Raw genomic sequence first — 12,512 nt, 5'->3', positions numbered from 1 at the left:
CGGTCAGTCCGCGGACGGTGGCGCTTCCGCTGTGGGCGGGCCCGCTCCTCCGGGGTGCCTCCACCCCGGAGGTCGACCGGGATGCCCCCACGCCGGTGTCCGACCGGGGTGTGCCCGCCCCGGTGGGCGGGGACACGGCTCCCCGGCTCGGGAACGTCACCTCCAGCGGCCGATCTCGACGTTCTCCATGACTCCGAGCGCGTCCGGCACCAGCACGGCCGCCGAGTAGTAGGCCGTCACCAGGTACTTGATGATCGACTGTTCGTTGATGCCCATGAACCGCACCGACAGGCTCGGCTCGATCTCGTCCGGGATACCGGCCTGCTGGAGGCCGATGACGCCCTGGTCGGCCTCACCGGTACGCATGGCGATGATCGAGGTGGTCCGCTCCGGGGTGACCGGGATCTTGTTGCACGGATAGATCGGCACCCCGCGCCAGGTGGGGATGCGGTTGCCGCCCATGTCGATGGTCTCGGGGACCAGTCCGCGCTTGTTGAGCTCACGGCCGATCGCGGAGATCGCGCGCGGGTGGGCGAGCAGCAGCTTGGTGCCCCGGCGGCGGCTGAGCAGTTCGTCGAGATCGTCGGGGCTGGGCACACCGTCGTGCGGCTGGAGTCGCTGGTCGTACTCGCAGTTGTTCAGCAGCCCGAACTCACGGTTGTTGACGAGCTCGTGCTCCTGGCGCTCCTTGAGGGCCTCGACGGTCAGCCGGATCTGCTGTTCCGTCTGGTTCATCGGCTGGTTGTAGAGGTCGGCGACGCGCGTGTGGATGCGCAGGACGGTCTGGGCGATGCTCAGTTCGTACTCGCGGGGCCGGGCGTCGTAGTCGACGAAGGTGTGCGGGATGTCGGGCTCGCCCGCGTGGCCCGCCGCGAGGTCGATCTCTTTCTCGCCGTATTTGTTGGTGCGCTGCGAGGGGATCGCGCGCTGTTCCCGGAGGTGCTCGCCCAGAGCTTCGGCGCGCTCCGCCACCTGGTCGACGTCCTGGCGGGGCAGCACGAGGACCGTGCAGGCGGTGGCCGCGCGGGCGGTGTACTCCCAGATGGCGTCCGGGTCGAGGAGCGCCTGGTCGCCGAAGTAGGCGCCGTCGGCCAGGACCCCGAGGACCGCGTCGTCGCCGTAGGGGCCGGTGCCGACCTTCTCCACCCTGCCGTGCGCCAGCAGATACACCTCGTCGGCCTGGGCGCCGAAGGACGCGATCACCGAACCCTGGGTGAACTCCCGCTGCTGGCAGCGCTGGGCGAGCTCGGAGAGCACCTCGTCGTCCTCGTACGACCTGAGGGCCGGCAGCTCGCGCAGCTCGGCGGGGATCACCTCGACCCGGTCCCCGGTCTTCACGAAGGTCACCCGGCCGTCGCCCACGGCGTAGCTCAGGCGCCGGTTCACCCGGTACGTACCGCCCTGTACGTTCACCCAGGGCAGCATGCGCAGCAGCCAGCGGGAGCTGATCTCCTGCATCTGAGGCGCGGACTTGGTGGTGGTGGCCAGGTTCCGCGCGGCCGCTGTGCCGAGGCTCTGCTGCGGCCGGTCCTGCTCGGTGCGGACCTCTTCGCCTACCGACATAAGGAATTGCCCTCCCGGTACATGCCCGGACGCGATCTGCGCCCCGGCACCGATGTGCAAGAGCAAGCCTTCCTCACCGAGCGTGCCGGTGCTATTACCCGAAAGAGGGGGAATGGATCACCGCGGGGATGGGCATATGCGCGCTTCCTATCCACTGACGTCCAGTCAATTCGACTTCGAAGAACGGAATTTGACTGTCCGAATCAGCTCGCACGCTGTACGAGCCAGGAGTCGGAGTCCGCCACTTTCGGTACAAGCACCGGTAGGGGCCGGCCGCGGTCGGTGGCTGGTCGCGACGCGAAGGAGGGAGCCATGGCCTCACCCATGTCCGCGGACAGATTCCTTGCCGTCCTGCGGGCGGAGGGCGCGACCGTCGTCGAGGTCGGCGACTGGGAGCACCACAACCGCAACCACGTCGGCGCCTGGGGACCGGTGCACGGCGTGATGATCCACCACACGGTGACCAAGGGCAGCGCGGCGACGGTGGAGCTGTGCCGCAAGGGCTACACCGGCCTGCCTGGCCCCCTGTGCCACGGAGTCATCACCAAGAACGGCACGGTCCATCTCGTCGGCTACGGCCGCGCCAACCACGCCGGTCTCGGCGACGACGACGTCCTGCGGGCGGTGATCGCGGAGAAGGCGCTCCCCCTCGACAACGAGGCCAACACCGACGGCAACCGCCACTTCTACGGCTTCGAGTGCGAGAACCTCGGCGACGGGGAGGATCCCTGGCCGGCCGCCCAGCTGAAGGCGATCGAGCAGGTGTCGGCGGCGGTGTGCCGCCACCACGGCTGGACGGAACGGTCGGTCATCGGCCACCTGGAGTGGCAGCCGGGCAAGGTGGATCCGCGGGGCTTCACGATGGCCTGGCTGCGCGGCCGGATCCGGGAGCGCCTGAAGTGACCCCGCAGGTCACAATGGGGGCGTGACCGGCCTCGACACCCTGCGCCCCCGCCTGCCCTCGCCCCTGCAGGAGCTGTCGGACCCGCGCTTCGCCCGGCACGGCGTGCGCCTCCTCCTCAAGCGCGACGACCTGATCCACCCCGAGCTCGTCGGCAACAAGTGGCGCAAACTCGCGCCGAACCTCACCGCGACGGCCGACCGTACGGTCGTCACCTTCGGCGGCGCGTACTCCAACCATCTGCGCGCCACGGCCGCCGCGGGCCGCCTCCTGGCCCTGCCCACGGTCGGCGTCGTCCGCGGTGAGGAACTCGCCGACCGCCCCCTGAACCCCTCCCTCGCCCGGTGTGCGGCCGACGGCATGCGACTGCACTTCGTCGACCGGCCGACGTACCGCCGCAAGACCGAACCGGACACCCTCGCGCGCGTGCTGCGCGCGGCGGACGCCGAGGACGCGTACGTCGTCCCGGAGGGCGGCAGCAACCCCCTGGCCGTACAAGGGTGCCGCGCACTCGGCGAGGAGTTGTCGGGGCGGGCCGACGTCGTGGCGATCGCCTGCGGCACCGGCGGCACCCTGGCGGGCCTGGCGGCCGGACTGGCCCCGAACCAGCGCTGCCTGGGCGTCCCCGTTCTCAAGGGCGGCTTCCTGACCGCCGACATAGAGTCCCTGCAACGCCGTGCCTTCGGTGCCCGACGCGGCGACTGGACGCTCGACGACCGCTTCCACTTCGGCGGCTACGCCCGCACACCCCCCGAACTCGACACCTTCGCCGAGGACTTCGAGCACCGCCACGGTGTCCCCGTGGAACGTCTCTATGTCGCCAAGTTGCTCTACGGCCTTGTCGCCCTCACCGAGGAGGGCGCCTTCCCGCGCGGGACGACACTGGCGGCCGTGATCACCGGCCGCCCCTTTCCCTGACGTCCGCCCCGCTTGTTCGGCCGGCCCTACTCGGCCGCCTCCCGGTACGCCGCGGCCTCCTCCAGGTCCAGCCTGCGCAGCAGTGTCCGCAGCATCTCGTCGTCGATGTAGCGGTGGTCCCGCAGCTTCACGAACACCGCGCGCTCGGCGCCGATCATCTCGCGGGACAGCCGGCGGTAGGTGTCGTCGACGGTCTCGCCGGTGAGGGGGTTGGACTGGCCGAGCCGTTCCCAGACGGCGTTGCGGCGGCGGTCCAGGACCATGCGCAGGCGGTCGGCCAGGGGCGGTGGGAGGGCGTTGCGCTCGTCGGAGAGGAGTTCGTCCAGGCGCCGTTCGGCGGCCCGTGAGGCCTGCGCCTGGGCGTTGGCCTCGGCGAGGGTCTCGGCCTGCTGGTCGCGGCCGGGGAGCTTCAGCAGGCGGATCAGCGGGGGCAGGGTGACGCCCTGGACGACGAGGGTGCCGATGACCGTCGTGAAGGTCAGGAAGAGGATCAGGTTGCGGCCCTCGAACGGCTCGCCGTCGTGCAGGTGCTCCGGGATCGAGAAGGCGATCGCCAGCGAGACCACGCCCCGCATCCCGGCCCAGGCGATCACGAAGGGCCCCTTCCAGGTGGGGTTGTCCTCCCGCGCGCGGATCCGCGCGGAGAGGATGTACGGCAGGAAGGTCGCCGGATAGACCCACACGAACCTCGACACGACGACCACGAGGAAGACGGCGACCGCGTACCAGGCGGCGGGACCGCCCTCGTACGCGCCGAGGCCCTTCAGCACCACGGGCAGTTGGAGCCCGATGAGGGCGAACACCGACGACTCCAGGACGAAGGCGACCATCTTCCAGACGGCCTCCTCCTGGAGGCGCGTCGCGAAGTCGACCTCCCACGCGCGGTGTCCGAGGAAGAGGGCGACCACGACCACCGCGAGCACCCCGGACGCGTGGAACTGCTCGGCCGCCGCATAGGCGACGAACGGGATGAGCAGGGAGAGCGTGTTCTGCAGCAGCGGCTCCTTGAGGTGGGTCCGCAGCCAGTGGATCGGCACCATCAGCACCAGCCCGACCACGACCCCGCCCACCGCCGCGAGCAGGAACTCGCCGATGCCGCCCGCCCAGGTGGCCCCCTCTCCGATCGCGGCCGCGAGCGCGACCCGGTAGGCGGTGATCGCGGTCGCGTCGTTCACCAGGGACTCGCCCTGGAGGATGGTCGTGATCCGGGAGGGCAGCCCCACGCGGCGTGCCACCGCCGTCGCCGCGACCGCGTCCGGCGGCGCCACCACCGCGCCCAGCACGAGCGCCCCGGTCAGCGACAGACCCGGCACGATCTGGTACGCCGCCCAGCCGACGGCGAGGGTCGCGAAGAGCACGTATCCCACCGACAGCAGCGCCACGGGCCGCATCTGGGCCCTGAGGTCGAGATAGGAGCTGTCGGTGGCCGCGGAGTGCAGCAACGGCGGCAGGATGATGGGCAGGACGACGTCCGGGTCGAGCGTGTACTCGGGGACTCCCGGGACGTACGAGATCAGCAGGCCGGCCGCGACCAGCAGCAGCGGCGCCGGAATCGGGGTGCGCCGGGCTGCCGCGGCGATCCCCGCGCTCCCTGCCACCAGCAACAGCAGTGGCATCACGTCCATGGCCCTCGCCCGCCCTCGCTCATCGTCGTGCGCCCGCCCTCTTTTTTCGCGCGACCGTCCGCGCGGCCGTCGTAACCTGGCAATCATGAAACAGTGCACGCACGCGGACGCGCTGCCGCACCCGGAGCCCGAGCCGCTCAGCGACACCTGCCCGGAGTGCTTGAGGGACGGTACCCACCCGGTACAACTGCGCCTGTGCCTGTCCTGCGGTCACGTCGGCTGCTGCGACTCCTCGCCGGGACAACATGCGACGAAGCACCACAAGGACTCCGAGCACCCGGTCATGCGGACCCACGAACCGGGTGAGAACTGGCGTTGGTGCTTCGTGGACCACGTCCTTGTGTGACCCTGGACCCCCGGGTTCCAGGACGGTTCGACCGTCTGACGTCTGGGTACGTCAACCCGGCGCGCGTTCTTCCCAATTGGAGCCGCAAACCCCTAGACACGGAGCGTGTCCACAGTTTTACTGTGAGTGACGGCAAGGGGTTGGGGTCCCGGGGACAGGAAAGTCGAGAGCGCGATAGCGTCACCGCTGAACCACACGTCGCGTTACTCCGGGGGGCGACCCTCGGCCCCCGTAAAGCTTGTACCACCTTGGAGGTGAGGGTGTCCCAGATCGCAGGCGAGCCCGCGACCCAGGACTTCGTGGAAGTCCGGCTGCCGGCCGCGGGTGCCTACCTGTCGGTGCTGCGGACGGCCACGGCCGGCCTCGCAGCCCGTTTGGACTTCACCCTCGACGAGATCGAGGACCTGCGCATCGCAGTGGACGAGGCCTGCGCGATCCTGCTCCAGCAGGCCGTGCCCGGCTCGGTGCTCAGCTGTGTCTTCCGACTCGTCGACGACTCGCTGGAGGTCACCGTCTCGGCCCCGACCACGGACGGTCACGCACCGTCACGGGACACCTTCGCCTGGACCGTCCTCTCGGCCCTCGCGGGCAAGGTCTCGTCGGCCGTGGACGAGGACAAGACCGTTTCGATCAGCCTCTACAAACAGCGCGGCGCGGGACCCGGGCCGGCGTGAGGAACGGGGACGGGCCGGTGCGGGACGAAGAGCGCGGCACACGGGAGCTGCCGGCCGAGGGCGGGCACCGTCCTGTCGGCCCGAGCGGCGCCGACAGCCTGGGCGACGACGGCTCCGGCGGTTCCCGTCGCATGGCGGACGGCATCGACGGCATCCCCGAGCAGCCCCGGCCGCATCCGGAGGAGGACGTCGTCGACACGACGGCGACCGGCTTCCTGGACGACGGCCGGCGTGATCGGAACGGTGCCGTGCAGGGTGCGCCTCCGGCAGGGAGGACCGGGGTCGTCCCGGTGCCGACGGAGGCGAGGGCTCGTGGAAGGGCGACGGGCGGGACGATGAGCGAGCACGAGCGAAACGCAGAGGACGGCGCGGCGGGCGCGAACAACACGCCGGTCCCGCGGCACGATCCACACGACCGCAGCGGGGCACGGGCCCTGTTCGTCGAGCTGCGCGCGCTGAAGGACGGCAGCCCGGAGTACGCGGAGCTGCGCAACCGGCTGGTCCGGATGCACCTGCCGCTCGTCGAGCACCTCGCGCGCCGCTTCCGCAACCGCGGCGAGCCGCTGGACGACCTGACCCAGGTCGCCACCATCGGTCTGATCAAGTCGGTCGACCGTTTCGACCCGGACCGCGGGGTGGAGTTCTCGACCTACGCGACCCCCACCGTGGTGGGCGAGATCAAGCGCCACTTCCGTGACAAGGGCTGGGCGGTCCGGGTGCCCCGGCGCCTGCAGGAACTGCGCCTGGCCCTGACGACGGCCACGGCGGAGCTCTCCCAGCAGCACGGCCGCTCCCCCACGGTCCACGAGCTGGCCGAGAAGCTGGCCATCTCGGAGGAGGAGGTCCTGGAGGGCCTGGAGTCCGCCAACGCGTACTCCACGCTGTCCCTGGACGTCCCCGACACGGACGACGAGTCCCCGGCGGTGGCGGACACCCTCGGCGCGGAGGACGAGGCGCTGGAGGGCGTCGAGTACCGGGAGTCCCTGAAGCCGCTGCTCGAGGATCTCCCGCCCCGCGAGAAGCGAATCCTTCTCCTCCGCTTCTTCGGCAACATGACCCAGTCGCAGATCGCGCAGGAGGTCGGCATCTCCCAGATGCACGTCTCCCGCCTGCTGGCCCGCACCCTGGCCCAGCTCCGGGAGAAGCTGCTGGTGGAGGAGTAGGCCCAGGGCCCGCCCTGGGCAGCGGCACGCATTCCGGGCCGACGACATCCCCTGCCCGGCCGAGGCCACCGCTCGCCGCCGGGCGCGGCCTCAGGCCGGACGTCGCCGAGCGTCTCCGCCCTACGACCCGAACCGGCGTTCCGGGGCCAGGGTTCACAGCTGTACGGTCGCCGTCGGCCCCTCAGGTCCCGCGGCCCACCACGGCAGACGACCGACAGCGGTGCACCGGACCGACGGCTACGGTCTACGGCCTACCGGCCCCTCACTCGCCGCTCGCACATGGAAGCGGCTGCGACTGCTCTCCCCGACCGGACAAGCGCCGTAAGACCTACGGCCCCTGCCCGCCGACTCGGCCCGCAGCACCCGGTCGGCACTCGGAGCCGACAGCGGCCCACACACCAACGGCTACTGCTTGCCGTCCTGTGCCCGTCCCGGCCCCCTGATTCCGAGCGCCTGGGTCGTCGCCGGGTTGATCAGCAGCATCAGCGCGGCCACCGCGACGACCGCGAGGGCGATGCCCGCCGGGAGCGCCACACTGTCGGCCTGGAGAAGGTTGTAGGCGACGGGCAGGGCCATGATCTGGGTGATGACGGCCGGGCCCCGACTCCAGCTGCGCCGACCGAGCAGCCCGCGTGCGGCGAGGAGCGGCAGCAGCGCCAGGACGATCAGCGTGATGCCACCGGTGACGGCCGACTGCCGGTCGTCCGGGTCGCCGGCCAGGCCCTCCACGAGCATCCAGACGCCTCCCGCGACGAGCGCCAGCCCTTCCAGGGCGGCCAGGGCGGCGGCGTACGTCAGGCGCCGCGGGCGCGGACCGGCGGTCTCGGGAGTGGTGGGGGTCTGCTCGCTGCTCACCCCTGAAGGGTAGCCCTCGCCCCCGAAGCCGCCGCGGGTCAGGCGCGGGCAACGCACACCCCCGCGCGCAGGTTGCCCCACGCCTCCGTGGCAAGGTTCACGCGTCGAAGTCTTACGTGATCCCTACCTCGACCTGTGCCCGGTACCACCCAGTAGGTACGCTGCAACCCATGCGTGCACTTCTCGTGGTCAATCCGGCGGCAACCACCACAAGCGCACGTACGCGCGATGTCCTGATCCACGCGCTCGCGAGCGAGATGAAACTCGAAGCGGTCACCACCGAGTACCGCGGCCACGCGCGCGACCTGGGCCGGCAGGCGGCGGAGAGCAAGGACATCGACCTGGTCGTGGCCCTGGGCGGCGACGGCACCGTGAACGAGGTCGTCAACGGCCTCCTGCACGCCGGCCCCGCGCCCGAGCACCTCCCCGGCCTCGCCGTGGTCCCCGGCGGCTCCACCAACGTCTTCGCCCGCGCCCTCGGCCTGCCCAACGACGCGGTCGAGGCCACCGGCGCCCTCCTGGACGCCCTGCGCGAGGGCAGCGAGCGCACCGTCGGCCTGGGGCTGACCACGGGCACGCCCGGCACCGAGGACGAAGCCGTGCCGGGACGCTGGTTCACCTTCAACGCGGGGCTCGGATTCGACGCCGGTGTGGTCGGCCGGGTGGAGCAGCAGCGGGAGCGGGGCAGGAAATCCACACACGCTCTCTACGTCCGTCAGGCATTGCGCCAGTTCTTCGGTGAGGCGCACCGCCGGCACGGGACGATCACCGTGGAGCGGCCGGACGCGGAGCCGGTGACCGATCTGGTCCTTTCCATAGTCTCGAACACCTCTCCGTGGACCTTCCTGGGCAATCACCCGATGTACGCGTCACCTAAGGCGTCGTTCGATAAAGGCCTCGACATACTCGGTCTCAGCCGTATGACGACGCCCGCGATCACCCGATATGGCACCCAGTTGCTCACTTCGTCCCCCGAACGCGGCCCGCGTGGCAAGCACGCCGTGTCCCTGCACGACCTGGACCAGTTCACCTTGCATTCGAAGGTGCCCCTGCCCCTCCAGATGGACGGCGACCACCTCGGACTGCGTACGAGCGTGACGTTCACAGGCGTACGCCGTGCACTGCGTGTGATTGTGTGAGCAGAAGGGGCTAAAGTCCTTTCACTCGAACGTTTAGGCCAGGGTCCACCCCATGGAAGTACGGCTGTGACCTAGTCGACACCGAGGAATCAAAAAAAACTTTCCGGAAGGGGTTGTATCCGCCGCTGAGGTTTGCGAGTCTCTACGTGGCGGTCGGGACAGCCCGCAACACCAGCGTCCACAGACCACCGGAACCCCTCTTCAATCCACAGGACCACGCCGGGGAAGACTCGGCGATCGGCCCTTCACTTGTTGAGGGATTCGTGAAAGCGTTCACATTCACAAGCAACTTGCACGTAATACCAAGGAGAGGTAGCAGCCATGGACTGGCGTCACAACGCCGTTTGCCGCGAGGAAGACCCCGAGCTCTTCTTCCCCATCGGCAACACCGGTCCTGCGCTGCTGCAGATCGAGGAAGCCAAGGCCGTCTGCCGTCGCTGTCCCGTTATGGATCAGTGTCTGCAGTGGGCGCTCGAGTCCGGCCAGGACTCCGGCGTCTGGGGTGGTCTCAGCGAGGACGAGCGTCGCGCCATGAAGCGCCGTGCCGCCCGCAACCGGGCCCGTCAGGCTTCTGCCTGACACCCGCCCCTAAAACAGCCTGAGCTTGGCGGCGCGTACACCGCGTACGCTTCTCCCGCCCCCGAGCCGCAGCGCGCAGTACCCCCGATGCGCAGCACACGCTGGCAACGAGCATTTGAGCCCCGGACCCCTGAACGGTCCGGGGCTTTTTGCTGCGCCCCGGGACCCTGCGCGGCCTTACTCTCGTCCGGACCGTGCGCGGCCCTATTTGTGCGCCCGCACCGGCACGTCCAGGATCACCCGGGTACCGCCCTCCGATGCCGGGACCATGTCGAACGTACCGCCCAACTCGCCCTCCACCAGGGTCCGTACGATCTGCAGACCCAGGTTGCCCCCGGTGTGCGGGTCGAAGCCGTCGGGCAGACCGACACCGTCGTCCTGGACGGTGACGAGGAGGCGGGCCTCCTTGGTGGTGCCGCCGCGGACGGCCGAGACCTCGACCGTGCCTGTCTCGCCCTCGCGGAAGCCGTGCTCCAGGGCGTTCTGGAGGATTTCCGTGAGGACCATGGACAGGGGGGTGGCGACCTCGGCGTCCAGGATGCCGAAGCGTCCGGTGCGCCGGCCGGTGACCTTGCCCGGGGAGATCTCGGCGACCATGGCGAGCACACGGTCGGCGATCTCGTCGAACTCCACCCGCTCGTCCAGGTTCTGAGACAGCGTCTCGTGCACGATCGCGATCGAGCCGACGCGCCGTACCGCCTCTTCGAGGGCTTCCCGGCCGCGGTCGGACTCGATGCGCCGGGCCTGGAGACGGAGCAGGGCCGCCACCGTCTGGAGGTTGTTCTTCACCCGGTGGTGGATCTCCCGGATGGTCGCGTCCTTGGTGATCAACTCCCGCTCACGGCGGCGCAGTTCGGTCACGTCCCGTAGCAGGACCAGTGAACCGATGCGGGTGCCCTTGGGTTTGAGCGGAATCGCCCGGAACTGGATGACCCCGTCGTGCGCCTCGATCTCGAACTCACGGGGCGCCCAGCCGCTGGCGACCTTGGCGAGCGCCTCGTCCACCGGGCCGCGGGTCGGGGCGAGTTCGGCGGTGGTCCGGCCGAGGTGCTGGCCCACGAGGTCGGAGGCCAGGCCCATGCGGTGGTAGGCGGACAGGGCGTTCGGGGAGGCGTACTGGACGATGCCGTCCGCGTCGAGGCGGATCAGGCCGTCGCCGACGCGGGGGGCCGCGTCCATGTCCATCTGCTGGTTGGGGAACGGGAAGGAGCCGGCCGCGATCATCTGGGCCAGGTCGGACGCGCTCTGCAGATAGGTCAGTTCGAGGCGGCTGGGGGTGCGGACGGTCAGCAGGTTGGTGTTGCGCGCGATGACACCGAGGACGCGCCCCTCCCGTCGTACCGGAATCGACTCGACGCGGACCGGGACCTCCTCGCGCCACTCCGGGTCGCCCTCGCGCACGATCCGGCCCTCGTCGAGCGCCGCGTCCAGCAGCGGGCGGCGGCCGCGGGGGACGAGGTGGCCGACCATGTCGTCCTGGTAGGAGGTGGGGCCGGTGTTGGGCCGCATCTGGGCGACGGAGACATAGCGCGTGCCGTCGTGGGTGGGGACCCACAGGACGAGGTCGGCGAAGGAGAGGTCGGAGAGCAACTGCCACTCCGAGACCAGCAGATGCAGCCACTCGAGGTCGGAGTCATCGAGGGCGGTGTGCTGGCGGACCAGTTCGTTCATGGAGGGCACGTGTGCGAGCGTACCTGGGGGTATGTGGGTGACCTAAAAACACCGCGCGCCGCCGGATCCTGAGCCCGGGAACACCCGCGGGCCGCGGCGCCTGGGAAGGACCCTCAGCCTTCCCGGCACCGCAGCCCGGAGCAATATCGGCCGTGGGGTGTGCGGTCCCGTCGGCCGAGGATGAGGACCCGGGGCAGTCAGGGCAGAGAGCTCCGGTTCCTCGGTCCGCCTTCCTGTGCGGGGAAGACGGAAGTCACGGTTCAATTGTGGACTAGACCACTAGGTGTGTCCATGCGTTGGAGCCTGTTTGTTGTTGGAGCTTTCCCCAGGGGAGCCAACTGGTCGGACCCCCTAGCATCCACCACGCAGCCTAACGCGTGTGGGTTCATGTGCGGGGCCAGATAGTCACGGCAATTTCCGCGACCGCTTCCAACTCCTCCCGGCTCGCGCCGTCCCGCGCCTGCTGGGACATGCCCTGGATCACCGCCCCGGTGAACCGGGCCAGCGCGGCGGCGTCGGTTCCGGCCGGCAGCTCCCCCGCGGCGATGTCGGCGCCGATACGGCTCTCGAGGGCGGCAATGTTCGCGTTGCGCCGACCACGCAGCGACTCCTCGACCTCCGGGGTGGAGCAGTTGGTGGCGGCATGGATGACGAGGCAGCCGTGCGGATGGCCGGGGGCCGTGTACTCGGCGGCGGCCTCCCTCAGCATCCGCTCCACCGCGGCCCGGGCGGTGGGCTCCTCGGCGAGGGCACGGTCACCGAAGGAGCCGTACCGGACCCCGTACTCCCTCACGACCTCCTCGAACAGTGACCGCTTGTCACCGAAGGCCGCGTAGAGACTGGGGGCCCCGATGTCCATGACGCGGGTCAGGTCGGAGACGGACGTGGCCTCGTATCCGTGCTCCCAGAAGGCCAGGATCGCCTTCTCCAGAGCGGTCGCACGGTCGAAGGACCGAGGGCGTCCACGGGGTTTCGCTCTTCTGACCGCAGGCTTGACCTGCGCTTCCGTCTCCTCGCTGCCCACCATGGAGTGAATTGTATAGCGAGTACTAGAGAAAGGTCGTGGAGAGCCTGTACG

Annotated in this window: 12 protein-coding genes; 7 read left to right on the top strand and 5 right to left on the bottom strand. The window is 70.0% G+C overall.

From position 1 onward, the window contains the following. Positions 1-156: 156 nt before the first annotated feature. On the bottom strand, positions 157-1,563 hold the full coding sequence (locus tag ABZT02_RS42660; RefSeq protein WP_356028049.1) for a family 2B encapsulin nanocompartment shell protein: 1,407 nt from the start codon (positions 1,561-1,563) through the stop codon (positions 157-159). 312 nt (positions 1,564-1,875) lie between these two features. On the opposite strand from ABZT02_RS42660, the gene ABZT02_RS42655 reads away from it, so the two are divergent. Together ABZT02_RS42655 and ABZT02_RS42650 are read left to right on the top strand one after the other, a co-directional pair. Further along, positions 1,876-2,466 (top strand): N-acetylmuramoyl-L-alanine amidase, encoded by a 591-nt coding sequence (locus ABZT02_RS42655; protein ID WP_356028046.1) that lies wholly within the window; start codon positions 1,876-1,878, stop codon positions 2,464-2,466. Between the two features lie 22 nt (positions 2,467-2,488). After that, positions 2,489-3,382 (top strand): pyridoxal-phosphate dependent enzyme, encoded by an 894-nt coding sequence (locus tag ABZT02_RS42650; RefSeq protein WP_356028044.1) that lies wholly within the window; start codon positions 2,489-2,491, stop codon positions 3,380-3,382. A 26-nt stretch (positions 3,383-3,408) separates the two neighbouring features. On the opposite strand, the gene ABZT02_RS42645 is transcribed toward ABZT02_RS42650, so the two are convergent. After that, positions 3,409-5,007 carry a Na+/H+ antiporter gene (locus ABZT02_RS42645; RefSeq protein WP_356028042.1) on the bottom strand — a complete coding sequence of 533 codons (1,599 nt, stop codon included), beginning with the start codon at positions 5,005-5,007 and terminating at the stop codon, positions 3,409-3,411. 85 nt (positions 5,008-5,092) lie between these two features. Between ABZT02_RS42645 and ABZT02_RS42640 the strand changes: the two genes are divergently transcribed. The 3 genes from ABZT02_RS42640 (at position 5,093) to ABZT02_RS42630 (ending at position 7,190) form a co-directional block, all read left to right on the top strand. Then, on the top strand, positions 5,093-5,353 hold the full coding sequence (locus tag ABZT02_RS42640; protein WP_355751043.1) for a UBP-type zinc finger domain-containing protein: 261 nt from the start codon (positions 5,093-5,095) through the stop codon (positions 5,351-5,353). Between the two features lie 260 nt (positions 5,354-5,613). Next, complete coding sequence (locus tag ABZT02_RS42635) at positions 5,614-6,027, top strand: anti-sigma regulatory factor (RefSeq protein ID WP_004925829.1); 414 nt, start codon at positions 5,614-5,616, stop codon at positions 6,025-6,027. Positions 6,028-6,044: 17 nt separating this feature from the next. Continuing rightward, complete coding sequence (locus tag ABZT02_RS42630) at positions 6,045-7,190, top strand: RNA polymerase sigma factor SigF (protein WP_356028039.1); 1,146 nt, start codon at positions 6,045-6,047, stop codon at positions 7,188-7,190. Between the two features lie 405 nt (positions 7,191-7,595). Here ABZT02_RS42630 and ABZT02_RS42625 read toward each other — a convergent pair whose 3' ends face one another. Further along, a complete protein-coding gene (locus ABZT02_RS42625; protein ID WP_356028036.1) occupies positions 7,596-8,045 on the bottom strand; it encodes a hypothetical protein in 450 nt (149 codons plus the stop codon). A gap of 170 nt (positions 8,046-8,215) precedes the next feature. Between ABZT02_RS42625 and ABZT02_RS42620 the strand changes: the two genes are divergently transcribed. Further along, the gene (locus tag ABZT02_RS42620) at positions 8,216-9,184 is read left to right on the top strand and encodes a diacylglycerol kinase family protein (protein ID WP_356028033.1); all 969 of its coding nucleotides are present in this window, start codon (positions 8,216-8,218) and stop codon (positions 9,182-9,184) included. A gap of 321 nt (positions 9,185-9,505) precedes the next feature. Beyond that, complete coding sequence (locus ABZT02_RS42615) at positions 9,506-9,763, top strand: WhiB family transcriptional regulator (protein ID WP_006142322.1); 258 nt, start codon at positions 9,506-9,508, stop codon at positions 9,761-9,763. 204 nt (positions 9,764-9,967) lie between these two features. Here the strand turns inward: ABZT02_RS42615 and ABZT02_RS42610 are convergent, their stop codons facing one another. Further along, positions 9,968-11,443 (bottom strand): PAS domain-containing sensor histidine kinase, encoded by a 1,476-nt coding sequence (locus ABZT02_RS42610; protein WP_356028031.1) that lies wholly within the window; start codon positions 11,441-11,443, stop codon positions 9,968-9,970. A gap of 376 nt (positions 11,444-11,819) precedes the next feature. Then, positions 11,820-12,461 (bottom strand): TetR/AcrR family transcriptional regulator, encoded by a 642-nt coding sequence (locus ABZT02_RS42605; RefSeq protein ID WP_356028028.1) that lies wholly within the window; start codon positions 12,459-12,461, stop codon positions 11,820-11,822. Positions 12,462-12,512 lie beyond the last annotated feature (51 nt).

This window comes from Streptomyces sp. NPDC005402 (genome assembly GCF_040606575.1).
Taxonomy (GTDB): domain Bacteria; phylum Actinomycetota; class Actinomycetes; order Streptomycetales; family Streptomycetaceae; genus Streptomyces.
This window is presented reverse-complemented; position numbering and strand designations above follow the sequence as displayed.

Coding starts and splice junctions, on each gene's coding strand:
- ABZT02_RS42660 (WP_356028049.1), bottom strand. CDS start 1,563: ATGTCGGTAGGCGAAGAGGTCCGCACCGAGCAGGACCGGCCGCAGCAG.
- ABZT02_RS42620 (WP_356028033.1), top strand. CDS start 8,216: ATGCGTGCACTTCTCGTGGTCAATCCGGCGGCAACCACCACAAGCGCA.
- ABZT02_RS42645 (WP_356028042.1), bottom strand. CDS start 5,007: ATGGACGTGATGCCACTGCTGTTGCTGGTGGCAGGGAGCGCGGGGATC.
- ABZT02_RS42640 (WP_355751043.1), top strand. CDS start 5,093: ATGAAACAGTGCACGCACGCGGACGCGCTGCCGCACCCGGAGCCCGAG.
- ABZT02_RS42615 (WP_006142322.1), top strand. CDS start 9,506: ATGGACTGGCGTCACAACGCCGTTTGCCGCGAGGAAGACCCCGAGCTC.
- ABZT02_RS42655 (WP_356028046.1), top strand. CDS start 1,876: ATGGCCTCACCCATGTCCGCGGACAGATTCCTTGCCGTCCTGCGGGCG.
- ABZT02_RS42605 (WP_356028028.1), bottom strand. CDS start 12,461: ATGGTGGGCAGCGAGGAGACGGAAGCGCAGGTCAAGCCTGCGGTCAGA.